The following is a 24,164-nucleotide window of genomic DNA, read 5'->3' as shown; positions in this document are numbered from 1 at the left end:
ACGTCCTCGGGACGCAGAAGCGACAGGGCCTTCGGCGACCTCGACGGCGCCCGCGGACGGCGCGCGGACCGTCTCGCGGGCGTCGCTCCGCCCGCGCGTCTCGCGCGGTTCGCACCCTGGTCGCCTCGGTCGTGCGTCGGCACTCCTCCTCCTCGGTCCACCCGACCCTCCATCACCGCGCGGGACGGCCGGCGCCTCCAGGACCGGCGTGCAGCGAGCCGTGCACGCCTCGTTGCCCGAGCGGGCAGCGGCTCGGACGCCCACCGGGACACGGATCAGGCCGCAGCCGACCGCCGTCGGCAGGGGCTCGTTCCGAGGTTGGACCGATCGGATGACCGGCGGCGCAAACCCGGGACTTGGCGTCGGCCCCGTCGATGAGAACGCGAAACCGCCACCGAGCCGCCACCACCTCCTGGAGCCCGCCATGCACACTCGCCGCACCCTCACCGTCGCCCTGTCGACCGTCCTCGCGCTCTCCGTCGCCGGGATCGTCGGCGCCACGGGCGCGCAGGCCGCACCTGTCGCTCAGACCCAAGTCAGCGCGCAGGTCGCGACCAAGCAGGTCGCCAAGAAGCCGAAGCCGAAGAGCCGCGCCGTGCGTGGTGCACGTGGTGGGTCGTTCGCCGCGCAGGTGCAGGCAACCGCCGCGTCGGTCGCCGCCCCGTACTGGGTCGACGTCGCCTGGGTCGACACCACGTCGTGCGGCGAGCGAGGTGGCGTGTCCCGCACGTTCGTGACCGTGCGCGGCTGCTCCACGCCGGGCACCGGCACCATCGAGCTCTCCCTCGGCGGCGGCAACCCCGCCAACACGCGGGTCTCCCGCGGCCGGGTCCTCGCGATGGTCACCGCGGTCACGCAGCACGAGGTGGCCCACCGGCTCATCGAGCGCACCACCGGCTCCCTGTTCCCGGTGGAGCGCAACGAGAACGTCGCCGACGCCTACGCCGTCACTTACCTCGGCATGAACCCGGCCCTCGTGTCGTACGGGTACACGGACGGCGACGTCGCGACGGCCGTGGCGATCCACGGCTGACCGCGGGCCCCGGTCTGCGTGCGTGCTCGCACGCTGACCGGGGCACGCCCGTCCGCCGGGAACTACGCTCGTCCGCGTGGAGGGCATCGCCTCGGTCGGGCACGTGGGGCACGACGGCACCGAGGGCTGCCCGGTGCGCAAGCTCACGTCACCGGACGACCCGGCACTGCCCGCGCGAGCCCTCGAGCACGTCTCGACCGGTCCCGAGCCGCGGTGGGTCGTCCGGTCGTTCGAGCTCGCACGCCAGGTGCTGCGCAGCGCCGAGAGCACCCACCAGGCGGGCTTCGGCGCCGAGCAGGTCGAACGGGCAGGTCCGCGGATCCGACCGGGGATCCTCTACCTGGAGGGTGCCGCGCACCACACGCAACGCCGGGCCACGGCGCGGTTCTTCGCACCGAAGGTGATCGAGGGTTACCGCGAGATGATGCAGGCCCTCAGCGACGACCTCGTGGCCCAGGTCCGCCCCGACCGGTGGGTCGACCTCAGCGACCTGTCCCTGCAGATGGCGGTCCGGGTCACGGGGAACGTCGTCGGGCTCACCAGCTCGTCGACGGTGCGGATGGGCCGTCGGCTGAGCACCTTCTTCGAGGGCGATCCCACCGAGAAGGTCCACGACGCCGGCTCGCTGGTGCGCACGCTGCGCCGGCACACCGTGCTGCTGCGGTTCTTCCTTCTCGACGTCAAGCCGGCGATCGGGGCCCGTCGCCGCACCCGGCGCGAGGACGTCATCAGCCAGCTCCTCGACGCGGGCTTCAACGACCTCGACATCCTGACGGAGTGCGTCACCTACGCGGCCGCCGGCATGGCGACGACCCGCGAGTTCATCTCGGTCGCCGTCTGGCACCTGCTCGACGACCCTGCGCTGCTCGCCCGCTACCGCGGGGCCTCCCGCGACGAACGCCTCTCGATCCTCGACGAGACCCTTCGCCTCGAGCCCGTCGTCGGGCACCTGTTCCGCCGGACCATCGCGCCGCTGACGCTCGACGGGCCGGACGGCCCGGTCGGGCTGCCCGTCGGGACACTCGTCGACATCGACCTGCGGGCGGCCAACGCCGACCAGCACGTCGCCGGCGCCGACCCGGTGTCGCTGTGCCCGCACCGCGACCTGGCACGCGGCGTCCCGCCGACGGTGCTGAGCTTCGGCGACGGCCACCACAAGTGCCCGGGTGGTCCGCTCGCCCTCATGGAGACCGAGGTGTTCGTCTCCACGCTCCTGCGGGAGGACGTCGTCGCCGACGGCCCGCCGCGCGTCCGGTGGAACCTGGTCAGCCAGGGCTACGACCTCGACAGGTTCCGGGTCAGGCGGCCGGCCTGATCGGCGGCGCCACGCCGCTCAGATCGACCTCACGACGCGCGCCGGGTTGCCCACCGCGAGGACGTTCGCCGGCAGGTCCGTGGTGACCACCGCTCCCGCGCCGACGACGGTGTTGTCGCCGATCGTCACCCCCGGGCACACGATCACGCCGCCGCCCAGCCACACGTTGTCGCCGATCGTGATCGGCTCGGCCGCCTCGAGCTTCGCCCGGCGCGGCTCCGGGTCGACCGGGTGGATCGGGGTCAGCAGCTGGACGTTCGGGCCGATCTTCGTGTCGTCGCCGATGCGGATGTGCGCGACGTCGAGCGCGACCAGCCCGAAGTTCACGTACGACCGTGCGCCGAGGTGCAGGTGCACCCCGAGGTCCACGTGCAGCGGCGGCCGGATCCAGGAGGCCTCGCCCAGCGAGCCGAGCAGCTCGCGCAACCGGTCCACGGCGTCGTCGTCCCCCGCTCGGACCGCCTCCGCGAAGCGCTCGGAGCGCACGTGGGCCGCCGCGGTCAGGGCATGGATCTCGGCGTCCGCCTCGTACCAGTCGCCGGCGACCATCCGTTCGTACTGCGTGCGGGTGTCCTCGTTCATGTCGGCGACGCTCTCACACCCCCGCCGACGGAGGCGCCCTGGCGGCTGGGCCGGCGGCGCCGCTACTGTGACGCTCGGCGCGCGGACGCACCGCACGCGGGACGAGGCGCAACGACGCGCCGGTGGCCCGCACACCGGGCTCCGCGCCCCGGCACGACCGACCAGCACGACGACCGGCCCGCCTCCGCACGTGGGGGTGCGGCTCATCCGGCGAGGACCCCAGCCATCGCCCGTTCCTCCGGTCCCACCACGTCCGACGCCACCACCGGTCCCCGCGCGACGACGCGCGCCCGGCAGCGCCGGCACGTCGGTGCCCGGACGTCGACGGTGATGCGAAGGGCGACTCCTCATGACAATCCACGCGCGGCTCACGGCCGCACTCCTCGCCGCGGTCACGGCCGGTGCCGCGCTCGCGGCGGTCCCCGGCCCGGCGCGAGCGGCGGCCACCACGAGCGGTGACGCGATCACGCTCGTGCAGCTCGGTGACTCCTACTCGGCCGGCAACGGCGCGGGTGAGTACTACGGCCCGGCCGACTGCTATCGGTCCCACCGGAGCTGGGCGGCGCAGTACGCGCGCTGGCTGTCCGACCAGGGCCAGCACGTCACGCTCCTCACGCGGGCGTGCAACAACGCGGTGACGGCTGACGTCACCGCACCGCGGCACCTCGACGCGAGGGTCGCCGACGCGACCGCGGTGGGTGCGTCCGCGGGCTCCGCCGAGGCCGCGCTCGACGCCGCGCGGGCGGCGGACGTCTGCGGCACGAGGTACCCCGGTGACGAGTACTTCGAGTACTCGGTCGCCTGGTACGTGCCGCACGTGTCGTTCGCGGTGACGTGCGACCGCTGGCTGGCGCCGCAGATCGACGCCGTCGGGCCGGACACCGACGCCGTGATGCTCACGCTCGGCGGCAACGACCTCGGCTTCCCCCTCATCGTCGCGCAGTGCTTCGTGCCGGCCCTGCGCTCCCCCGCCGGTTGCCGTGAGCGGGTCGCGCAGGCGCGGGCCGCCGAGCAGCGGCTGCAGGACGACCTCGTCCGGGTGCTCGGTGCGCTGCGCGCACGCATGCGGCCGGACGCGACCGTCGTCGTCGTGTCCTACCCGTACCTCTCGAGCCGGCCGAGCTTCGTGCTGCGCAGCCTCGTCGACCTGGTGCCGTTCGTGGGCGGAGACACGTACGACGTCGGCGCGGGCATCCGGCAGCTCGGCGACGAGGGCGACACCGTCGGGCGGACCGCGGTGCAGCGCGCGAACGCGCTCGGCGCAGGACCCGAGGTCGTGTTCGTCGACACCGTGAAGGCGCGCTTCGCCGGGCACGAGCCCGACCCGTCGTTCACCGGTGAGAACCCCGACCGGTGGATCCACGAGCTCGACTCGCCGATCCTCTTCGAGTGGTACCACCCGACCGAACGGGGGCACCTGGAGGCGTCGACCCTGCTGCACGGGCTCGGTGTGCGCGGGCGGACGCCGGGCGTGGCTGCGGCGCAGGGGCGCGCGCGCCTCGATGCGCAGGGGCTCGACGGCGGCGCCGCCGGTCCGGGGCTGCACCGCGCCGCGCCCGAGGCTCCCTACGCCTGGCTCGACGGGCCCTACGCGGGTGTCGTGGGGGCGCCCCTCACCCTTGACGCGCGGGGGTCGTTCGCCGCGTCCGGCTCTGTCACGAGCTACGCGTGGGACTTCGATGGCGACGGCACGACGGACCTCACGACGGCCTCACCGGTCGTGCGGCACGCGTGGGGCGGCGGGTTCGACGGGTTCATGACGCTCCAGGTCACGGACACGTCCGGGCGCACCGGCAGCGTGACGACCGCGGTCGTCGTGACCGACGACGGCGACCCGGTGCCGCGCGACGCCGACGTGTGCCCCGACGTCGCGGACGCCGGCCAGGAGGACGCCGACGGCGACGGCGTGGGCGACGCGTGCGACCCGACGCCGCTGCCGGCCCCCGCGGGCGGCGGGGTGATCGACGAGCAGTAGCCCCGCCGCACTGTGCGACGTCGCCGGTTCCCGGCGCGGCGGTCACGGGCGACCGCCGCGCCGAGGACCGGCTCACCTCAGGGCGGCCCCGACGTGGTCGAGATCGAGGGACGGCACGAAGTCGGGCCGCTCGTACAGGGCCTGGAGCGCGTCCCGGTCCATCGCCACCAGGTCACCGGGCGCGAACCTCTGCTCGGCACCGGCCTGGACCCACGCGGCCTCCCAGATCCCCGCGAGCGTGAGGGCCCCGTCGGCCAGGACGTCGATCGTGGCGTCCCCGAACTGCGTCCACAGGGCCTCGAGCACCGCGTGGTTGTGGGTCGGGTTCTTCGTCTGGCCGGTCTGGGTCGCCGCGTACGCGTCGACGAGCGCCAGCGGGTCGATCGTGTGCGCGGTCCGGTCCATGAGCTGCACGACCGCGACCGCGGCGTCGTGGCCCGACGAGACCGGCGGGCGCGGGTTCTGGGCGAGGGCGGCCACGCTCGCAGGGAGGCCCGTGAGGATCTCGCCGGCCTTGAAGTCGATCATGTAGCTCTCGAACGCCGAGTGGACGCCCTTGCCTTTGCCCGCGTCCGGGCCGGAGTCGATCCCGTCGGCGAGATGCGATCCGTGCAAGGGCTGGCAGGCGTCGCCGACGTAGTGGGCCATGAGCCCGGCGGCGCAGACGTACCGGCTGAGGTCGCCGTCGGTCAGGGCGGCCACCAGCTCGTCGTAGAACTGCCAGACCCGGAACGGCAGCAGCCCGCGTTTCGAGGAGTCCGTCTCGCCGAGGGCGTCGTAGGTCGCCTGCCACACCGCCACGTCCACCTTCGCGGGGTCGTCGACGCAGCGCTGCCGCAGCGTCCTGCCGTCGGCGTCGGCGACGTCGATGTCGGCGTAGTGCGTCGGGTGCTCGGGCCCGCTCGTGCCGTGCCCGCTGAACCCGGTGTCCCGCCCGCCCGGCACCTTGGTGCCCAGGTTCTTCCAGATCAGGTCCGCCACGTCGGCCAGCGGCATGAACCCGCCGGTGTCCTTGGCGTCCTTCGTCGCCTGGTCGATGACGTCGGGGTCCAGCCCGCCCGACGGGAAGCTGATCCGGTCGACGTTCTCGCGCAGCAGCGTCCGCAGCCCCGGGGACGTGACCTGCTCGCACGCGAGGGCCGCCACGCCGTAGTGGCCCGTCTTTCCCCAGAACGGCTGGGCGCCACGGTTGTGGTCCAGCACGAGCTCGACGTCCAGCAGCCGGATGATGTTGGTGAGGTTCGCCGCCAGCGTGAAGTTGAAGTTCGTCGTGCCGCTGTCGGCGATGAAGCTCTGCCCACCCCACTGCAGGGCGATCGGTCGCAACCGGCCGGTGTCCTCCTCGAGCAGGTGCCACAGGGTGCCGGAGTCACCCGGCTGGGACCCCGGGCTGCCGGGCAGCGGGGCGATGAGGAAGTCGGTGACCTCGTCGTACCCGCCGATGGTGCGGTACCGGTAGAACAGGGCGGCGATCCGCCCGTCCAGACGACCGGAGGCGGCGCCGAACGCCACGACGTGCGCGTCGACCAGCCGGGTGCCGATGTTGCGTTCGCTGAGGTCCGCGAGCTCGCCCAGTGCCGGCAGGCCGTAGACCTGCGACGTCCACTGGTCCAGGTCGCCCACCTCGACCAGGCCCGCGTCGAGGGTCAGGAAGGTCCGCCGGACGGGGAGGTCGACGTAGACCTCGGACAGCGGCAGCCGCGTCAGCTGCTTGCTCGTGGACACCCCGACCGTGACTCGTCGACCGCGCAGCATCGTCTCGACCGGCGCACCTGCGGGTCCGGCGACGTGACGGCTCGTCAACGCGAACACGGTGTGCCCGTCGGTCACCAGCCCGCCCACGCTCGCGACGTGGTCCACGCCCTGCGACCGCGAGATCAGCGGGAACCCGCCGCCGACCATGGACTTCGGCCAGGTCCACGCCGGCAGGAGGTCCCGTGCGGGCTCGCTCGGGTCCACCTTCACCACGCACACCGGGACCGTCCGGCCGTCCGGCATGTACAGCGTCTTGGGCACCATGTCCCCCGGCGGGACCCGCCCGTCCCCGGTGCCGAACTCCTCCGGGTCCACCCATCGCTCGACCAGCACCACGACGCAGGGCCACGAGTACGACCGCACCTCGCTGTTCGCGAAGGTCCGCGGCTCCTTCGCCACGGCGGTCGGGTGCTCGGCCCGAGCGGACCGCACGCCGCTCGGCCACGGGTCGGACTTGCGGACGTAGTACAGGCCCACCGCGGTCCCGACGACGTTCGTCATCGACGTCAGGTGCCAGTGGTAGTTGTCCCGCGCCTCGACCAGGTCCTTCAGCGACAGGCTCGCGAAGCTCCGTTCCACAGCCAACCGGTCCACGGCGACCCCCGCTCCGACGGTCCTCAGGGCCCGGCGACGGTGCCGCGCCCTGTCCCACTCTTCCCCTGGGCGTGCGGCAGGACGCGCACTTTCGGGCAGCCCCGCGGGACGCGCTGCTCGCGGGGAGCGTCGGACCCGTCCGTCGGGCCCTACGCGACCTCGGTGGTGGCGCTCGCCGGACCGGGCCCCCGGGCGTCCGCGCGACGCGCTCCTGACTCCGGGGTCCACGGGCGTCCGTACGGCCCTGACGGGGTCGTCGTCGGGCGAGGTCGTCGCTGCGTCGGAAGGAACGCCGGCGGTGGCACGGCGCGCGCGTCGGGCGTCCCGGCCCGGGGCGAGCGGTCCCGCGGCGCTCGACGGCCGCGCGCCGACCGGGCCAGCAGGAGCGCGCCGCCGAGGAGCGCGACCCCGAGGACGAGCCAGTAGAAGACAAGGCCGCCGAGCACGGCTCGCACCGGCTGCCCACCGGGAACGAGCAGGTCGCCGATCTCCACGACCGCGCCCAGCGCCCCGAACAGCACGCCGCAGACCGCCACGGCCAGGCCGACGGCCAGCATCGCCCGCCCACGCACCCTGACGGGAGCGCGCTGCTCCACCGCCCGCGGGCCGGAGGGGCGCGACGGCCGAGCCGCGAGCGCGGCGGCGCGTGCGTCACGCCGGCGGGACCACCAGTGATGGATCGCCCTCGCCGTCTCTGCCCGCCAGCGGGCCCGGGAGTCCTGCCGCGCCCGCTTCGCCGCCGCCCTCCGGCGCGCCCGTGCGTCGAGCGCGGCCTGCCTGCGGGCGGCGTCGGCCCGGGCGAGCCGTTCGGCCTCCGCCGCCTGGGCCCGGCGGGCCGTCTCGCGCTCCCGCTCCCGCCGGTCCTCCTCGGCGTGCGCGGCCACGGCGGCGCGGTGCAGCTCGCCGGCGTGCCCGTTGCACGGCCACACCCGGCCCGCACGGTCGTACCCGAAGAGGGCGATGCCGTGCTGCATGGCGTACGACTTGGCGCCGTCGGAGTACTGGGCGAGGGAGAAGAAGCACAGCTGCCGCTCGGGGGCGTGGGCCGCCGCGCCGAACAGACGCTGCAGGTCCGGCCGCCCGGTCGTGCCGACCTTGAACTTCACCTGGGCCAAGGTCTCCCGCGAGTCGACGTCGAGCCCCGCGTCCGCACCGGTCGGGGTGCGGGTCGCGTCCAGGAACCCCGCCCACCGCAGGTAGACGGCCGCGAGCTCCTCGGCGGTGTCGGGGCGGGCGACCGCGAACGGCGGGGGGAAGTCTCGGGTGCTCAGCGGCGCCAAGCGATCGCTCCTCGGGGTGGGCGTGCGCGCGCGGACGACGACGACCGGTCGCGGGCGTGCGGGTGGTGGCTTCCGCTCGGGCGGGGGATCCCTCGCCACGACGCCCAGCACGGGCTGCGGAGCGGACAGGTCCACGATAGGTGCCGAGCAGCCACGCCGAGAGGGACGAACGGCCCTGCCCGCCGGGGCGCGCGCCTGTGGCCGGGATCGCGTCGGGCTACTGGACGCCGTCCGCGCGGGCACCGGCGAGCACCTCGTGGGCGGGCAAGGTGCGTGCGACCACCGCCGTCGCCACATCCGTCAGCTTCATGTCGTGCTCACGGGCGAACTGGCGGAGCCGGTCGAAGGCCTCGCTCACGTCGATCGAGCCCGCATAGGCGACGACGCCCTTCGCCTGCTCCAGCACCACACGGCCGCTCAGGGCCGACTGGAGGTGCGTGGCGAGTGCGATCTGGTCGGCGGCGGTGCGTTCCTGGACGAGCGCGACGCTCGCGACGTCCGCCAACGCCTGGGCCAGCGCCCGGTCGTCGTCGTCGAGCGTTCCGGTGCTCGTCCCGAACAGGCCGAGCGCACCGAGGATGTGGGTCCGCAGCCGCAGCGGGACGGCGTGCACGCTGGCGAAGCCGGCCTCGAGGGCACGCGGGACGAACTGCGGCCAGCGCTCGACGTCGGCCGCGAGGTCGGGGACGTCGATGGGGGTCCCCGCGTGGAAGCAGTCCCGGCAGGGGCCTTCGTCGCGCTGGACCTGGAACACCTCGAGCTCGCGTGCGGCGCCGGACGACGCCGCGAGCAGGTGCAGCCGACCGAGCGGGTCCGCGAGCAGCAGCCCCGCGGACGCGACGTCGAGCACCCCGACGCAGCTGTGGGCGAGTCGGTCGAGCAGGTCGACCGCCTCGAGCCCGCTGGCGAGTCCTTCGGCGAGCTCGACGAAGGAGCGGACGATGAGCTGTTCGCGGTCATCGGTCACCGGTCGGTCCTCCCTGCGTGCCGGACGGTCCCCAGAGTCCTTCTTCGCGTGGGTCGAGCCGTCGCTCCAGGATCTCCCATGCGAGCTCGCTCGCGGTGATCCCCCGGGCGTAGGCGTTCCCCCTGAGCCGCACGAGCGCCTCGTCCGGCCCGATGTTGAGGGCGGCGACGATCATCCCGGTGGCCTGGTAGACCTCCACGCGCTCGAGGGACGCGAGCTGGTCCCAGCCGTACTCCGCCTCGGCGTGCTCGGCGATCTTGGCCGTCGCCCCCATGACGTCGAGCAGCGGCAGCGCCGCGAGCTCCGCGGCCAGCAGCCCGCCCGTGAGGGCTTCGCTGGTCAACGGGCCGGTCTGTCGCTTGAACAGGTCGAGGGCACCGACGGGGCTGGAGCCGATCCCCACCGGGAGCGCGAACACCGCGCGCACGCCCACGTCGAGGAGCGCCCCGGCGAAGGCCGGCCACCGGACCTCGCTGGTCGCCGCGAGGTCGGCGACCAGCACCGGGACGCCGTGGCGCACCGCGTCGAGGCACGGACCTTCGCCGAACGTGAACTGGAACTCGTCGAGTCGTCGGCTCAGCTCGCCGCTCGACCCGAAGGTGCCACGGGTGGTCTCGTGGTCGGCGACCGAGATCGAGGCCCCGTCGACGTCGAGCAGGTCCACGCACGCACGGCAGAGCTGGTCCGCGGCGGCCAGCGCGCTGGTCGCGCCCATCATCGCCGTGGCGAGGCCACTGCGGAGGTCGTCGATGCCCACAGCTCCTCGATCCCCTGGTCGTCGTGCGGGCCCCTATCGTCGCACCACCTGGCCGAACGGCCGGGAGCGGACGTTCACACCGCGCGGCGGGCGGCGACGAGCGGGCACTCGAACGGGTCGCGGGCCGCGAGCCCGACCGCGTTGAGGTAGCGGACCACGATGCCGTACGAGGCGGCGAGGGTCGTCTCGGTGTAGGTGACGCCGTGGGTGCGGCAGAACTCACGGACGATCGGCCGGACGGCGCGCAGCGCGGGGCTCGGCATGCTCGGGAACAGGTGGTGCTCGATCTGGTGGTTCAGCCCGCCCATGAAGAGGTCGACCCAGCGTCCACCGGTGACGTTGCGGCTCAGCAGCACCTGCCGGTGCAGGAACCCGAGCTTCACGGAGGCCGGGACGATCGGCATGCCCTTGTGGTTCGGGGCGAACGTCGCGCCCATGTACACCCCGAACAGCCCGAGCTGCACGGCGAGGAACGCGAGGGCCATGCCGAACGGCAGCAGCCAGAACAGGACGCCGACGTACCCGCCCAGCCGCAGCGTCAGGAACGCGAGCTCGAGTGCGCGTCGCTTGACCGGCGCCCGGCCCACCAGGCTGCGCACGCCGGCGACGTGCAGGCTCAGCCCTTCGAGCAGCAGGAGCGGGAAGAAGAACCACCCCTGGCGCTGCGCGAACCACCCGGCGAGCCCGGTGCGTGGGCGCGGGAGGTCGGCGGTGGTGAAGACGATCGCCCCCGGTGCGATGTCGCCGTCGGCGCCGAGGGTGTTGGGCTTGGCGTGGTGACGGCTGTGCTTGCGGTTCCACCACCCGTAGCTCATGCCGGCGTACAGGTTGGCGAGCACCAGGCTCGCCCAGTCGTTCCACCGGCCGGAGCGGAAGATCTGCCGGTGCGCCGCGTCGTGCCCGAGGAACATGACCTGCCCCAGGACGACGGCGGCGGCCGCCGCGACGAGCAGCTGCCACCAGGACCGGCCGACGGCGACGAACGTCACGACGAGCCCGACCAGGATCGCGGTGAGCAGGACGAAGCGGATCCAGTAGTACGCGTACCGGCGGCGCATGAGGCCGCTGTCCTGCACGGTGTGCATCAGCTCGGTGAAGTCGCTGCCTGCGTGGCGCGGCGGGACCGACGAGGTCGAGGTGGTGGTCATGATGACTCCTGGCTGCTCCGCTGCCGTCCGCTGCCGTCAGCAGTACCGCGGCCCGGTCCTGACCTCCTTCCACGGTAACCCGTGAGCGCTCGATGCGCCCCGCGCGGGCGTAGCCTGCACGTGACTCGCACCGGTCCGTCCCTGCGTGAGGGGGAGCCCAGATGGACGACCCGCTCGACCGCGCAGCCGTGATGACCGAGCTGCAGGCGCTCCTGCTCGAGACGCCGGCCCTGCACGAGTTCGTCGAGGGCATCGCCGTCGCCGCCGCCCAGCACGTCGTCCCCGCCGCGTCCGCGACCGTCTCGATGCAGCGCGACGGACGCCCCTACGCCGTGGCGGCCAGCGATCCCCTCGCGGCGGCCTGCGACCAGGCCGAGTACGCCGCGAACGACGGGCCGTGCCTCGAGGCCATCCGGCGCGGCGCCTCGATCGTGTCCGACGACCTCACGACCGAGTCCCGCTGGCCGCAGTGGCGCGCCGCCGCGTCCCAGCGCGGGTTCCTCTCGGTCGCGGCGGTCTCCCGTCCGGTGCGGCCGGGCGTGTCCATCGCGTTGAACCTGTACGCCCGCGCCACGTCCGTGTTCGACGAGGAGGCGATGCGGACCGCCGACATGTACGCCACGGAGATCGCGCGGACCATGGGTCTGTACCTGCGCGGCACCGACCAGGCCGAGCTGAACGCCGACCTGCGTGCGGCGATCGCCTCCCGCGCGGTCATCGACCAGGCGATCGGCGTGATCCTCGCGCAGAACCGTTGCACGCAGGACGAGGCGATGGCGATCCTGCGCGCCGCGTCGCAGCACCGCAACGTCAAGCTGCGCGACATCGCGGCGAGCATCATCGAGGCCGTCACCGGCGGCCCGCCGAGCCAGGCCGGGACCTTCCACGAGCGGGCACGGTGAACGTCCACGAGCTCCGCGTGGAGCTCCTCGCATCCGGTGACCGCGAGGCAGTCAGAGCGATCCTGGACGACCTCCCGCAGTGGTTCGGCCGCCCCGAGGCCACCGCGGCGTACGTGGCGGCTGCGGACACGTTCCCCCAGTACGTCGCGGTCACGGCCGCCGGCGAACGGGTCGGGGTGGCGCTCGTCCAGCAGCACTTCCCGGTGGCCGCGGAGATCCACCTGATCGCGGTCGCGGAGCGCTGGCACCGCCGAGGCGTGGGCAGGGCACTTCTGACCAGGATCGAGAGCGACCTCCGGCGGACCGGGACACGCATCCTGACGGTGAAGACACTGGGCGCGGCCGACCCCGACGAGGGCTACCGGAGAACCCGCCTGTTCTACGAAGGCACGGGGTTCCTGCCCCTGGAGGAGTTCACCGACCTCTGGCCCGGCACGCCGTGCCTCTACCTGGCCAAGCCTCTGGGCTGACCAGACGTGTCCACCGGCCCGTGGATCAGCTCCCGGAACGGCGTCAGCGCCTCGCCCACCCTGTCCGTGCCGACGAACCCGTGCTCGGCGCCCTCCAGCTCGACGAGCCGGCAGTCGACGCCGGCGCGCCGACAGGCCTCCGCCAGCGCCCGAGCGTCAGGAGCCAGGGAGTCCAGCGTCCCCACGGCGACGACCGTGCGGGGCAGCAACCCGGCGTCGCGGTCCAGTCGCGGGGCGTCGCCGAGGTCGACCACCCGCGTCCACGCCCGGAACGACCACGCGGACAGCTCGGGATCAGGCCCGCCCGGCAGTGTGCGGTCGAACGACCTCAAGGTCAGGTCGAGACTCGGGTTCGTCAGCATGAGGCCCGCGAGCGGGAGGGTCGACCGCTGGGCAGCAAGGGTCGACACCGTCCCACCCGCGGAGTCCCCGCACAGGAAGAGCCGCGTCACGCCCTCGTCCGCGAGGAGCCTGAGGCCCGTGAGGGCATCCGTCGCTGCGTCGTCGAGCGTCGCCTCCGGGGCGAGCCGGTAGTCCACCGACAGCACCTCGACGGACAGAGTGTCGGCGAGCACGCGACAGTAGGGATCCTGCATGTCGAGGTCCCCGAACAGGCCGTACCCGGCGTGGAGGAACACGACGCCGCATTCGGGCTCGCGGACGTCGGGCACGTACCGGCGCATCCGCACCCCGCCGTGCGTCAGGTCGCCGATCACCCCGGCGAACGCCGGTCGCGGCCGGAGGCGGGCCCGCTGCCGGGCGTCGTGCCGCAGGCGCTCCACGTCGATCGGCACGGCGGCTCCCGTCCTCTCGAGGTCGACGGCTCAGGCGTAGGAGAACACGGGCGGGAACGCCAGCACGACGGTCGCGGCCCAGACCGCGTAGACGGGCAGGTAGCGGGTCTGCCAGCGCTCGACGGCGTCGAAAGTGCCGCGCCGGCGCAGGAACTGCCACAGCAGCCACCCGGTGCCCACCAGGTGCACGAACAGCACCACGTTGAGGCCGAGCGCGGCGGTCTTGTTGGCGGTCCAGCCGGCGTCGGCGATCCGCGTGACCATCGCGGTGAGCGCGACGACGTTGACCGCGAACGCCGCCCCGACGAGAGCGAGCTGGAGCCAGTCGAACAGCGTGCCGGGTGCGAGGGGGTCGCGGGCGCTGATCGAGTAGAGCAGCAGCGCCAGCACGAGCAGCAGGATCGCGTCCATCAGGATGAGCAGGTTGCGGTCCACGGCGGTGAGCGGGCCGCCCGTGAGCAGCGCGACGAACGCCGCGACCAGCAGCACGACGGTCAGCGGTGTGAACACCCGGGTGAGGACGGGCGCCATGTTCTCGACGACGCTCTTCTTCGCCTCGACCAGCCAGGCCGCCACGAGGAACGCACCGGGCACCGCGAACGGCATGAGCCACCCCTGCACGAACGGCTCGATGTCGATGTCGACGACGTTGAAGGTCGCGAACAGCAGGCCCATCAGCAGCCCGCCGCCGAGCGCGATGAGGGCGAAGTAGATGACCAGCTCGCCGGTGAACCGCACGAAGTCCATGCGGCGGGCGTGGTCGCGCCACGCTCCCCCGGTGTACGCGACGCCGAGGAGCAGCCACAGCAGCACCGGCAGGTGGGTGGCGGTGAGTACGTACGTCATCGGTGGGCTGGCGCCTTCGTCGATGACGAAGGGGTACAGGTTCACCGCGACCGCCACGGCGGCCGTCATCGCGACCAGGACGCCCGCGACCCGGCCGGGCAGCCGGCGCGACCAGGCGAAGTACGCGGCGAGGAAGGGCAGCACGGCGAACGCGAGGTTGAGCCCGAACACCTGGTCGTCGCCGACCGCGAGCAGCGACTTGACCGCGATCCCGGCGCCGACGGCGAGGGCGATGAGCACGCCGAGATCACGCCAGCGACCGTTCGCCTCCGACGACGTCTCGGGGACGAGCACGAGCTGCTTCCACAGCCGCTCCGAGTGCTCGCGGGCGAACTCGCGCGAGACCTCGTCGAGGTTGCCCATCCGCCTGACGGCGACGAGGAACGCCTCCTCGTCGTCCAGGCCGCCGGCCCGCAGGTCGGCGATCCGGCCGCGCAGGTTGTCCTCGAGCTCGGCGGCGTCGTCGGGGGTGATCGCCCGGCGCGCGAGCACCCAGGTGCGCCACTGGTCGATCTGGTTCTCGAGGCCGGCCCGCTCGTCGAGGGAGAACTGCTCGCTCATGCCCAGGCCCCCGCCGTGCCGGGCGCCTGGAGGGTGTTCCACACCTGGCGCAGCGCGTCCGCGACGACGTCCCACTGGGCCTGCCGCTGCACGAGGGCCTCCCGGCCGGACGCGGTCAGCGCGTAGTGCTTGCGCTTGCGGCCGGCGTCGGACACACCCCACTCGGCGCACACCCAGCCGTTGCGCTCGAGGCGGTGCAGCAGCGGGTACAGCATGCCGTCGGTCCACTGCATGCGGCCCTGGGACAGCTCGCCGACCCGCTTGAGGATGGCGTACCCGTGCAGGTCGCCGTCGGCGAGGATGCCGAGGACCAGCGGGGTCGCGGAGGCGGCGACCAGGTCTTTGTCGATGTGCACGCGCAGGCTCCCGATACCTCGGAGTGCTAGGGGTAGGAACCCTAGCACCACAAGGTATAGGCGCGCGGTCGGCCCGCCGGGCGCGGGTCGTCAGGTCCGACGCCGTCGCAGCGCGACCAGCCCCGCACCGGCGACCGTCACGACTGCGGCCAGGGCGGCCACCCGCGCGGCCTCGCCGCCGGTCAGGGCCAGCACCTCCGTCGAGGTGGTCGAGCTCGCGCCCTGCACCTCGTCGGTCAGGGTGAGGCCACCGCTCGCGAACAGCGGGCTCACCGGGATGGTCGAGGCGAGCGGGGCGCCCGGCGCGACAGGTTCGGTCGGGACCGCCGGATCGACGGCGGCCGCGGGGTCGGCCGGATCGGCAGGGCCGCTCCCGTCCGCTGGGTCCGCAGGGTCGGTCGGATCGGCAGGGTCGGTCCCGTCCGCCGGGACCACGGGGTCCGTCTGATCGGCAGGGTCGGTCTCGTCTGCCGGAATTACGGGGTGGACGGGCTCGACCGCGCACACCCGGGCCTGGCCGCCTTCACCGAAGTGCTCGTCGTACCCGCTCACCTGCACCCAGGTGATGCAGAAGCCGCCCGGGAACATGGCGCGGAAGTGCGGGTGGTCGGTCCACCGGTAGAAGGACTTCCCGATGTACTGCTCGTCCGGCCAGAGACCGTTGGCCGGCTGCCCGTTGTGCACGTTGAACGTCCACGCGCCGGAGCCGTCGAGGTCGGTCACCCGGTAGTTGATGTGCCCGTTGGCCTCGAAGGCGCGGTCCGCGGGCAGCTGGAGCCCGGCGGAGGTCACCGCGTACGGCGTCGGCGCGTCGGAGCCGGCGGCTGCGACGGGCGAGGCGGTGAGCGCGGCGGCGGCGCCGCCGGCGAGCAGGACGGCGGCGACCGCCCGAGCCGTGCGCCGACGCGCTGAAGGGGTCGTGGGGCTGGTGCGGCTGACGCTTCTCATGATCTGTTCCAGGGTCGAGCGAAGTTGAACGTTCAATTGAACGCTCGTCCAACCCGTCCACCCTCGGGACGTTCGTCCCGCCAGCCCTGCGTCCCGGGACCTGAGAACGGCCCTCGCTCACGCGCCCGCGTCCACCGGGCCCAGGAGGAGCCGAAGCTCGGTGCCCTTGACGAACCAGGAGACGCCGAACGCCAGGACGGCGAGAGTCTCGCCGAAGAACACCGCCTTCTCGTCCAGCAGTCCCGGCAGCGCAACGGCTGCGGCAACCGCGATGTACGCGACGGCGACGACGATCGAGCCGGCGCACGTGTAGTGCAGCGCTCTCCCCCGTGCGTGCTGCCGCGGTGTCCGGTCGGGTCGTACGCCCTCCCCCCGACCGAAACGCCAGCAGATGGCTGCCAGCGCGAGAACGAACACAGCGGCAGACGTGAAGTGGATCGCGCCCGCGACCCGCTCCCCGAGCAGCTCCTGCACGGGTGTCAGCGTCGGCCCGCCCGGCGTCGGGAAGAACGCCACACCGAGCGCCGCGATCCCGGCGACGATGCTGACGACGTTGTCGAAGTTGCGCTCGAACGCCATGTAGGAGAACAGGAAGAGCGCCGTCGCACAGAACGCCCCGACGAACACGTCGCCCATGCCGAAGTGGTAGTAGGCGCTGATCGAGTCCTTCCACGGGTCGTCCTCCCCCAGCACGAACGACCCTGCCACCAGGACGATCGGCAGGGACCAGCCGAGAAAGCCGATGACGAGGCGGATCAGCAGGAACGACTGCACGTACTTGCGGCCACCGAGGTCCGTCGGCGCCGGCCTCGGTGGAGTGGTCACGAACTCGTCGAACCGCATCACGCCTCCTCGGTAGAGTCCCGCCCGTCCAGGCTCTTGCCGCTGTCCCGCGCAGTCCACAGGAACGGCGTCCCGGACGGTGTCCGTCGGCGGCGTGCTTATACCAGAGCCGTTCGGCTCGCCTCGTGCGGCAGGCAGTAGTCAGAGCTTCCACTCTGCTCGGGTGGTGTGTGCGCACCGCCGGCCGCGCAGTGCGACGACCCGACTCCGGGCCCCCAGAACAGCCCCTGGCATCGGTTGCACCACCGCCAGTCGTCTTGGCGTCGCGGTGAGATCGGGAGGCTGTGCGGGAGGCAGTAGTCGTAGCTCCCGGTCTCGTTCGCCGTGGCGTGGCGTCCGCCCGCCGAGCAGTGGGAGTCGTTGACACCGGGGCCCCAGAAGAGGCCCTGGCACTTGTCGCACCAGCGCCAGTCCCGCTGACGACGGGCCGTTGCCGGGACACCGAACGGCAGCGTGTAGTTGCCGCTGTGGCTCTGCCCCTGTGACGCGTGAGCGTCACCGACGGGGCACCGCGAGGTTGCCTGCTGGCCGCCGAAGAAGAGCGACTGGCACTTGCTGCACCAGCGCCAGTCACCCTGCGTGGACGTCGCCGGGACCGGCGTGCCGACCTTGTGCAGCAGCCCGCGTGCCTGCCCGGCGGCGAAGACATGGACCTTGCCGTTCGCCCACACTGCTGCGGGAGCCGTAGCGACAGTCTCGGTTCCGATGGGCTCGTACCCTGACCACTTGCCGTCGAACGACGTCTGCCAGATGGCGTTGTCGGATCGCCGGACGAACACATCGAGCGTCGTCGGGCTCGCGGTGCAGATGCTTGGTCCGCTGCTGGTGATTCCCGAGTTGATCCGCGTGGAGGCCGACCAGGTGTTCGCCGCGAACGACTTGTGCCACAGCGCGTTGTCGGAGCCTTGGAAGACGACGTCCATCCGACCGCTCCCGCGCGACGTCGCCGCGGGCGCCGCAGGGAGCTGGTCGGTCTCGAGCTGGGTGGCGACGAGCCACCTCTTTCCGTCGAACGCCAGGATGAACAAGGAGTGATCGGTGGCAGATCGGACGAAGACGTCGATCCGGTCGGTCGATCGGGAGCAGACGGCTGGAGTCGTGTTGGTGAAGAGCTCCGGCCCCACCGGCTCGTAGGGCGACCAACCGATGTTGATGTCGTAGGCCTTGTGGCCCAGCTGGTAGCCGGGACGGCGCACGAACAGATCGCGAGAGCCCGGCGTCCGCGCGACCACTCCCGGCGCGGACACGATCGGTTCGCTGTCCAGCAGGCGAAGACCCGACCACACGTGTCCGTCGAGCAGCGAGCCGTACCAGAGTTCGAGCTCCGGCCCCACGGACGCGTACACGCTGATCGACCCGGCGGCGGTCACGCACACACCGGGTGCTGAGTTCAGCTTCTCCGTGCCGAGCGGTTCGAAGTCGGTCCAGTCGATGATCATGTCGCACCTCGTCGATGTGTCGGTGAGCGGGCGGAGCGTCGATGGAGTGCCTGCCCCACTCACGAAGGACTGTCGCCAACGCCGCCCGTGAGGGTTCCCTGCTCGGACACGCCGAGAGGTGCCCCGGGAGCCTGGTCCCTGTTCTCGCGGCAGCTCTCTGGCCCCCGCGGGGAACCGCGGCGGTGTGACGGTGCGACAGTCCTTGTATGCACGCCGAACTTGGTTCGGACGACCCGGGACTGCTGAGCGCTGTGGCGCACGGCGATCTGGACGCCCTGCGCGTGCTTTACGACCGGCATGCTCCGTGGTTGTCGGCGCGCCTGACCCGCCGGTGCAACAGCCCAGAGGCCGTGGCAGACGTGCTCCAGGACACCTTCATGGCCCTGTGGAAGGGCGCCGACCGGTGGCGCGGTGACGGCGAGGTCGCCGCCTGGCTCTGGGGTATCGCGGCACGGCGGCTCGTGTCCCGACTGCGCGGGCATCGCGAGGACCTGGTCCTGCCCCTCGAGGTCGTGTCCGCCTCGAGCCGGGCCGAGACCAGCGCCGAGGAGAAGGTGCTGCTCGGTGTGGAGTACGGCGACCTCGGCGCGGCGCTCCAGCAGCTGTCCCCTGACATGCGCGCGGTCGTCCAGGCGACCGTGCTGGACGGCCTGACCACCCGGGAGGCGGCGCAGCTGCTGGGGATCCCGGCGAACACCGTGAAGACCCGCTTGTTCCGGGCCAAGGCCCATCTGCGACAGAGCCTGACGGAGGACCTCGCATGAGCGCCACGTGGCATGCAGACGACGAGCTCTTCGCGAGCTACGTCCGGGGCGACGCGGACGCGCTGCGCAGCGCGTCCCTCGAGCAGCACCTCATCCACTGCGAGACGTGCCGGTCCCGGATCGCACAGCACGTCGAGCCACGCCCCCTGGAGCTGGTCTGGGACCGGATCCGGGAGGACGTGCAGGCGCCGGCGCATGGGCCCGTGGAGCGATTCCTGGCGCGGCTGGGGCTGCCCGAGTCGGACGCGCTGGTGATCTCGGCGGCGTCCTCGCTCCGGGTGTCCTGGCTGTGGGGTGTGGTGCTGTCCCTGACCTTCGTGGGTGCGAGCGTCGCGTGGGGCGGCACACGGGGCCTCGCGCTGTTCCTGGCGATCGCCCCGCTCGTGCCCGTCGTCGGCGTCGCGTTCGCGTACGGACCGGCGGTCGACGACACGTACGAGCTCGCCGTCGCCTCGCCGTACTCCGGTCCGCGGCTGCTCCTGCTGCGCACCGCCGCGGTGCTGGTCACCTCGATCCCGCTCGTGCTCGTCGTCGGGCTGCTGGCGCCGGGCCTGTCCTGGACCGCGGTCACCTGGCTGCTGCCCGCGTCGGCGTTCACGGTCGTGGTCCTCGCGGCCGCGACGTGGGTCCCGGCGACGGATGCGGCCGCCGTCCTGATGGTCGCGTGGGTCTGCGCCGTCGGGGCGGCCGCGGTCCGTCACGACCCGGCCGCGGTCGTCGATCCGGCCGTGCTTCCTGCCTACGTCCTGCTCGCGGGCGTCGCGGCGGTCGTCCTGCGCCGGCGCATCCGCCATCTCACCGTCGTCCGGAGACTGCCATGAGCACGCCCACGACCATCAGCCTGGCCGGCGTCGCGAAGCGGTACCGCGGCACGACGGCGCTCGACGGCGTCGACCTGTCCTTCGGGCCGGGGATCACCGGCCTGCTGGGGCCCAACGGTGCCGGCAAGACGACCCTGCTACGGATCGCCGCGACCGTGCTCGCGCCCGACGCCGGCGACGTCCGACTGCTCGGCCGCACCCTGCGCAGCACGGAGGCGCTGCACGACGTGCGCTGCCGGCTCGGCTACCTGCCGCAGGAGATGGGGTTCCCGCGCACGTTCACGGGCTTCGGGTTCGTCGACTACATGGCCGTCCTCAAGGAGTGGACGCAGCGGGCACCCCGGCACGACGAGGTGCGGCGGGTCCTCGCGCTGGTCGACCTCGACGGTCTCGCGACGAAGCGGGTGCGGACCCTGTCCGGAGGGCAGCGTCGGCGGCTGGCCCTGGCGCAGGCGCTGCTCGGCGAGCCGAGCCTCCTGCTGCTCGACGAGCCGACCACCGGCGTCGACCCCGAGCAGCGGGTGGCCCTGCGCCAGGTCCTGTCCCGTGCGGGAGAGCGCTCGACCGTGCTGCTGTCGACCCATCAGACCGAGGACGTGGAGGCCCTGTGCGACCGCGTCGTGGTCCTCGACCGCGGCCGGGTCCGGTTCGACGGCGCGGTCACCGACCTCGTCGCGACGGCCACCGGCAAGGTCTGGCTCGCCGACGGCCCGGACCCCTCCGCACGGGCGTCGTGGCGGACGGGCACCGGCCGGCACCGCAACGTCGGCGAGGGCGCTCCCGCGGGCGCCGAGGCAGCCGAGCCGACCCTCGAGGACGCCTACCTGCTCCTGCTCGGCGACCGTGCCAGGGCCGAGGGTGTGGCGGCATGACCGCGCTCGCCACGAGGCCCACGACGGCGCCCGGCCGACGGTCCGCGCTGCGCACGCTCGCCGGCCTCGAGGCCCGTCGCTACGCGTTGCACCCGCTGTTCGTCGCCGGTGTGCTCCTGCTGACCGTGTTCACCGTGCAAGCGGCCTACGACCTCGCGACGGGGACGATCGAGCCCACCTGGTTCGGCGGCGGCGACCTCGTCGTCATGCCGGCGTTCTTCCTCGGCATGGTCGGGGTCCTGGTGGCGAACCAGCTGACGCGGTCGTTGTCGAGATCGGCCGAGGCCGTCGCGCCGTCGCCCGCGGACGGGCTCACCCGGACCGCGGCCCTCTGCCTGGCGTGCCTCGTCCCCGGCGCAGCGGCGGTGGTCTGGCTCACCTGGACGTTCGTCGCCCAGACCCTCTGGACGATCCCCCCGACGTCCGTCCCTCCGGCCGATACCGTTGCCATCCTGTGCGCGGGCGTCGTCTGTGCAGTTGGAGGCCCGCTGCTCGGGGTGCTCGTCGGCCGCTGGACCGCCGTTCCCGGTGCCGGCATCCTCACGTTCGTCCTCCTCTACGCGTGGGTCGGGGTCGCCTCGATCGGGGGCTCGACGATGGCGGCCTCACATCTGAGCAACCTCGTGAGCCTGGCCACGCCGTTCACGCTGTGGACCAGCGGCGGCGCGGGTGCCGCCTTCATGGGCGGGTCACCCGGGTGGTACCTGCTGTTCCTCACGACGCTGTGCGGGCTCGCCGCAGCAGCGGCTCTGTGGCACGAGGCCCGGGGAGCCTCCCGCGCACGCCTCGGTCGCACACTCGTCGTCCTCGGCCTCCTCGCTGCTGCCGGCCTCCTTCTCGCGGCGGCGGCGGACCCGGCACGGATCCCGCTGTGACCCTTCTCGTCGGCGCCTCTCCGCCCCCCGCCACCGAACGGCTGACGCCGCGCACGCTCGTCGGGGTCGAGGCCCGCCGCTTCGCCCGCCATCCCCTCTTCCTGACCGGCGTCGCCCTGCTCGTCGCGTCCATGGCTACGGCGTCCGATGACCTCGACGCGACCGTCAACGAGGCCGGGTTCCTGCCCGCCGTCTTCCTGGGGGTCTTCGGGACGGTCGTCGCCCACCAGCTGGTCACCTCGATGGACCGCTCCGCGGACGCCGCCGACGCGTCGCCGACCGGGCGGGCAGCGCGGACCGTCGCGCTGTGCACCGCGTGCCTCGTGCCCGGCGCCGTGGCTGTCGCCTGGCTGGCGTGGATGTACGTGGCGATGGCCGTCTGGCCAGTGCCGGCCTCCCCCGCGTACAGCTCCCTCGAGCTCGCCGCGATGCTCACCGCGGGGGTCGTCTACGCGATCGGCGGCCCGCTGGTCGGGGTGGCGGTCGCACGGTGGGTCCGCATGCCGGGCGCCGGGGTGCTCGCCGCTCTCCTCCTGGTCGGGTGGGGCCTGCTCGGCACGGTCGGACTGAGCTTGCCCCCGTCCACGCTCGGCACCCTGGCTCGCCTGCACGCACCGTTCGCCGCCTGGGTGTCGTCGGACGGCCCCGGCGCCGAGCTGTGGCTCTCCGGGGGCTCGCCCGCCTGGTACCTGATGTACGTCACGCTCCTCTGCGGCCTGGCGGCGACGGTCGCCGAGCTCCACGACACCACCGGCGCACGCCGGGCACGCGTGACGCGCACCATCGTCGCCCTCGTCGTGCTTGCGCTCGTCAGCCTGGTTCTCGCGGTCACCGACGATCCCACCCGGATCCCGCTGTGACCCTCCGCGGCGTCGACCTGGTCCCGCTCCTGGCCGGCTGCGCCCTCGGCTCGGTCATCCTCGCGGGCTGCGTCGTCGCGGCGGACGACAGCCCGCCGCTGACGTTCGTCCGGCTGGCCCTCGTCGCGCTCGCAGCCGCGGCGGCGTGGATCCTCGACGACCCGGCGGCCGCGGCGGTCGACGCCGTGCCCCGCACACGGCTGCGCCGCACGCTCGCCCGGTCGGTGGCCCTCGCGGTGCCGCTGTCCGTGTGGGTGGTGGCTGTCGTCGCGCTCGACCTGCGCAGCACCGCCACGCCCGCCGGTGCGCTGCTCGTCGAGGGCGCCGGGATCCTCACGATCACGGTCGCCCTCGCCGCGATGCTGCGCTTCGCCGGTCGCGACGAACCGGGCGACGTCGCCGCCACGGTGGTCTGCGCCGCGATGGTCGCCCTCATCGTCTTTCCGCACCCGTGGTCCGCTCACGTGTTCCCCGTCGAGGACGGGTGGACCGGCAGCAGCGTCCTCTGGAGCGCTCTCGGCGCAGCAGCCGCGGCTGTCGTCGTCGCCGCGTCACGCGACCCGGCGCGACGGGACCGTCGTCCGATCGCCGCTCACCGGGAGGAGGCGCGTGGGCTGTGACCCAGCTCCACCACGAGTGCGCAGGGCACGGGCCCGTCGTCGTCCTCCTCCACTCCGGGGTGACCGACCTGCGGCAGTGGGACCCCCAGTGGCAGGCGCTCGCCGAGCATCACCGGGTCGTCCGCTACGACCGGCGTGGATGGGGCCGCAGCCCGCTGCCTGAGGCGTCGGCCCCGCCGTACTGCTCCGCCGACGACCTGATGGCCCTCCTCGACGAGCTCGACATCGACCGGGCCGCCCTCGTCGGCTCGTCGGCGGGCGGCGCGATCGCGCAGCAGGTCGCGTCCACGTGGCCGGAGCGGGTCAGCCACCTGGTCCTGCTGTGCACCGACGGCGACGCCGTCGAACCCACGTCGTCGGTGCGCGCCTTCGGCCGGCGTGAGGACGAGCTGCTCGAGGCGGGTGACGTGGCGGCGGCGGTCGAGCTCAACGTCTCGACGTTCCTGGGTCCGGACGCGAGCGCGGGCACCCGCGACCAGGTCCGGCGGATGCAGCGCAACGCGTTCGACGTCCAGCTCGCCGCCGGCGACGACGTGCCCTGCACGCCGGGCCCGCCCATCGATCTCACGCGGGCCACCATGCCGGCGACCGTGGTCAGCGGGAGCCTCGACCTCGACTACTTCACTCTGACCGCCGACGCGATCGCGCAGCAGCTTCCCGGGGCGCGCCGCACCGTGCTGCCGTGGGCCGGGCACCTTCCCAACCTCGAGCGACCGGACGACGTCACCACGCTCCTGCTCGACGCGCTCGCCTGAACGGCGCCGCCTCGCAGCCGGCCGGCCGTGAC

General features: G+C 73.2%; 24 protein-coding genes. 12 read left to right on the top strand and 12 right to left on the bottom strand.

The window, feature by feature from the left end; all coding sequences use genetic code 11:
• Positions 1 to 424: 424 nt before the first annotated feature.
• Positions 425 to 1,033: a hypothetical protein gene (locus Cch01nite_RS04850; protein ID WP_203749337.1), complete on the top strand. Its 609-nt coding sequence runs from the start codon at positions 425 to 427 to the stop codon at positions 1,031 to 1,033.
• Positions 1,034 to 1,109: 76 nt separating this feature from the next.
• Positions 1,110 to 2,348 carry a cytochrome P450 gene (locus Cch01nite_RS04845; RefSeq protein ID WP_203749334.1) on the top strand — a complete coding sequence of 413 codons (1,239 nt, stop codon included), beginning with the start codon at positions 1,110 to 1,112 and terminating at the stop codon, positions 2,346 to 2,348.
• Positions 2,349 to 2,366: 18 nt separating this feature from the next.
• On the opposite strand, the gene Cch01nite_RS04840 is transcribed toward Cch01nite_RS04845, so the two are convergent.
• A complete protein-coding gene (locus Cch01nite_RS04840; protein WP_239069905.1) occupies positions 2,367 to 2,930 on the bottom strand; it encodes a sugar O-acetyltransferase in 564 nt (187 codons plus the stop codon).
• 349 nt (positions 2,931 to 3,279) lie between these two features.
• Between Cch01nite_RS04840 and Cch01nite_RS04835 the strand changes: the two genes are divergently transcribed.
• Complete coding sequence (locus tag Cch01nite_RS04835; protein WP_203749331.1) at positions 3,280 to 4,905, top strand: GDSL-type esterase/lipase family protein; 1,626 nt, start codon at positions 3,280 to 3,282, stop codon at positions 4,903 to 4,905.
• A gap of 72 nt (positions 4,906 to 4,977) precedes the next feature.
• On the opposite strand, the gene Cch01nite_RS04830 is transcribed toward Cch01nite_RS04835, so the two are convergent.
• The 5 genes from Cch01nite_RS04830 to Cch01nite_RS04810 all read right to left on the bottom strand — a co-directional run bounded on the left by Cch01nite_RS04830 (position 4,978) and on the right by Cch01nite_RS04810 (position 11,406).
• Positions 4,978 to 7,239, bottom strand: coding sequence for a Nal1-like putative serine protease (locus Cch01nite_RS04830; protein ID WP_239069903.1), 2,262 nt, complete (start codon positions 7,237 to 7,239; stop codon positions 4,978 to 4,980).
• A 164-nt stretch (positions 7,240 to 7,403) separates the two neighbouring features.
• Positions 7,404 to 8,534 (bottom strand): restriction endonuclease, encoded by a 1,131-nt coding sequence (locus Cch01nite_RS04825; protein ID WP_203749327.1) that lies wholly within the window; start codon positions 8,532 to 8,534, stop codon positions 7,404 to 7,406.
• Positions 8,535 to 8,751: 217 nt separating this feature from the next.
• Positions 8,752 to 9,501, bottom strand: coding sequence for a GAF and ANTAR domain-containing protein (locus Cch01nite_RS04820; RefSeq protein WP_203749325.1), 750 nt, complete (start codon positions 9,499 to 9,501; stop codon positions 8,752 to 8,754).
• The gene (locus Cch01nite_RS04815; RefSeq protein ID WP_203749323.1) at positions 9,491 to 10,258 is read right to left on the bottom strand and encodes a GAF and ANTAR domain-containing protein; all 768 of its coding nucleotides are present in this window, start codon (positions 10,256 to 10,258) and stop codon (positions 9,491 to 9,493) included. Before Cch01nite_RS04815 ends, Cch01nite_RS04820 begins: the two co-directional genes overlap by 11 nt.
• 74 nt (positions 10,259 to 10,332) lie before the next feature.
• On the bottom strand, positions 10,333 to 11,406 hold the full coding sequence (locus tag Cch01nite_RS04810; RefSeq protein ID WP_203749321.1) for a fatty acid desaturase family protein: 1,074 nt from the start codon (positions 11,404 to 11,406) through the stop codon (positions 10,333 to 10,335).
• Between the two features lie 161 nt (positions 11,407 to 11,567).
• Between Cch01nite_RS04810 and Cch01nite_RS04805 the strand changes: the two genes are divergently transcribed.
• Positions 11,568 to 12,308, top strand: coding sequence for a GAF and ANTAR domain-containing protein (locus tag Cch01nite_RS04805; RefSeq protein WP_203749318.1), 741 nt, complete (start codon positions 11,568 to 11,570; stop codon positions 12,306 to 12,308).
• 17 nt (positions 12,309 to 12,325) lie between these two features.
• Positions 12,326 to 12,778, top strand: coding sequence for a GNAT family N-acetyltransferase (locus Cch01nite_RS04800; RefSeq protein ID WP_203749316.1), 453 nt, complete (start codon positions 12,326 to 12,328; stop codon positions 12,776 to 12,778).
• On the opposite strand, the gene Cch01nite_RS04795 is transcribed toward Cch01nite_RS04800, so the two are convergent.
• The 6 genes from Cch01nite_RS04795 to Cch01nite_RS04770 all read right to left on the bottom strand — a co-directional run bounded on the left by Cch01nite_RS04795 (position 12,754) and on the right by Cch01nite_RS04770 (position 18,565).
• The gene (locus tag Cch01nite_RS04795; protein ID WP_203749313.1) at positions 12,754 to 13,572 is read right to left on the bottom strand and encodes an alpha/beta hydrolase fold domain-containing protein; all 819 of its coding nucleotides are present in this window, start codon (positions 13,570 to 13,572) and stop codon (positions 12,754 to 12,756) included. The two genes, Cch01nite_RS04800 and Cch01nite_RS04795, sit on opposite strands and share 25 nt — an antisense overlap.
• A 30-nt stretch (positions 13,573 to 13,602) precedes the next feature.
• Positions 13,603 to 14,979, bottom strand: coding sequence for a permease prefix domain 1-containing protein (locus Cch01nite_RS04790; RefSeq protein ID WP_203749311.1), 1,377 nt, complete (start codon positions 14,977 to 14,979; stop codon positions 13,603 to 13,605).
• Positions 14,976 to 15,335 (bottom strand): PadR family transcriptional regulator, encoded by a 360-nt coding sequence (locus Cch01nite_RS04785; protein WP_203749309.1) that lies wholly within the window; start codon positions 15,333 to 15,335, stop codon positions 14,976 to 14,978. The genes Cch01nite_RS04790 and Cch01nite_RS04785 overlap by 4 nt, the downstream gene beginning before the upstream one ends.
• Positions 15,336 to 15,425: 90 nt before the next feature.
• Positions 15,426 to 16,283 (bottom strand): hypothetical protein, encoded by an 858-nt coding sequence (locus Cch01nite_RS04780; protein ID WP_203749307.1) that lies wholly within the window; start codon positions 16,281 to 16,283, stop codon positions 15,426 to 15,428.
• Between the two features lie 117 nt (positions 16,284 to 16,400).
• Positions 16,401 to 17,126 (bottom strand): hypothetical protein, encoded by a 726-nt coding sequence (locus Cch01nite_RS04775; RefSeq protein ID WP_203749305.1) that lies wholly within the window; start codon positions 17,124 to 17,126, stop codon positions 16,401 to 16,403.
• A gap of 98 nt (positions 17,127 to 17,224) precedes the next feature.
• Positions 17,225 to 18,565: a DUF8189 domain-containing protein gene (locus tag Cch01nite_RS04770; protein WP_203749304.1), complete on the bottom strand. Its 1,341-nt coding sequence runs from the start codon at positions 18,563 to 18,565 to the stop codon at positions 17,225 to 17,227.
• Between the two features lie 206 nt (positions 18,566 to 18,771).
• Between Cch01nite_RS04770 and Cch01nite_RS04765 the strand changes: the two genes are divergently transcribed.
• From Cch01nite_RS04765 to Cch01nite_RS04735, 7 genes are read left to right on the top strand one after another with little or no spacing between them, the layout of a single operon-like run.
• Positions 18,772 to 19,329, top strand: a complete 558-nt coding sequence (locus tag Cch01nite_RS04765) for an RNA polymerase sigma factor (protein ID WP_239069901.1) — start codon at positions 18,772 to 18,774, stop codon at positions 19,327 to 19,329.
• Positions 19,326 to 20,150 carry a hypothetical protein gene (locus tag Cch01nite_RS04760; RefSeq protein WP_203749301.1) on the top strand — a complete coding sequence of 275 codons (825 nt, stop codon included), beginning with the start codon at positions 19,326 to 19,328 and terminating at the stop codon, positions 20,148 to 20,150. Before Cch01nite_RS04765 ends, Cch01nite_RS04760 begins: the two co-directional genes overlap by 4 nt.
• Complete coding sequence (locus tag Cch01nite_RS04755) at positions 20,147 to 21,022, top strand: ATP-binding cassette domain-containing protein (protein ID WP_203749299.1); 876 nt, start codon at positions 20,147 to 20,149, stop codon at positions 21,020 to 21,022. The genes Cch01nite_RS04760 and Cch01nite_RS04755 overlap by 4 nt, the downstream gene beginning before the upstream one ends.
• Positions 21,019 to 21,897 (top strand): hypothetical protein, encoded by an 879-nt coding sequence (locus Cch01nite_RS04750; protein ID WP_203749288.1) that lies wholly within the window; start codon positions 21,019 to 21,021, stop codon positions 21,895 to 21,897. Before Cch01nite_RS04755 ends, Cch01nite_RS04750 begins: the two co-directional genes overlap by 4 nt.
• Positions 21,894 to 22,757, top strand: a complete 864-nt coding sequence (locus tag Cch01nite_RS04745; RefSeq protein ID WP_203749285.1) for a hypothetical protein — start codon at positions 21,894 to 21,896, stop codon at positions 22,755 to 22,757. Before Cch01nite_RS04750 ends, Cch01nite_RS04745 begins: the two co-directional genes overlap by 4 nt.
• On the top strand, positions 22,754 to 23,377 hold the full coding sequence (locus Cch01nite_RS04740; RefSeq protein WP_203749282.1) for a hypothetical protein: 624 nt from the start codon (positions 22,754 to 22,756) through the stop codon (positions 23,375 to 23,377). Before Cch01nite_RS04745 ends, Cch01nite_RS04740 begins: the two co-directional genes overlap by 4 nt.
• Positions 23,374 to 24,132 carry an alpha/beta fold hydrolase gene (locus tag Cch01nite_RS04735; protein WP_203749279.1) on the top strand — a complete coding sequence of 253 codons (759 nt, stop codon included), beginning with the start codon at positions 23,374 to 23,376 and terminating at the stop codon, positions 24,130 to 24,132. The genes Cch01nite_RS04740 and Cch01nite_RS04735 overlap by 4 nt, the downstream gene beginning before the upstream one ends.
• Positions 24,133 to 24,164: the final 32 nt, after the last annotated feature.

The organism is Cellulomonas chitinilytica, from assembly GCF_016862675.1.
Classification (GTDB): Bacteria; Actinomycetota; Actinomycetes; order Actinomycetales; family Cellulomonadaceae; genus Cellulomonas; species Cellulomonas chitinilytica.
Note: the sequence above shows the minus strand (reverse complement) of the source record. Positions and strands in the feature narration are given on the sequence as shown.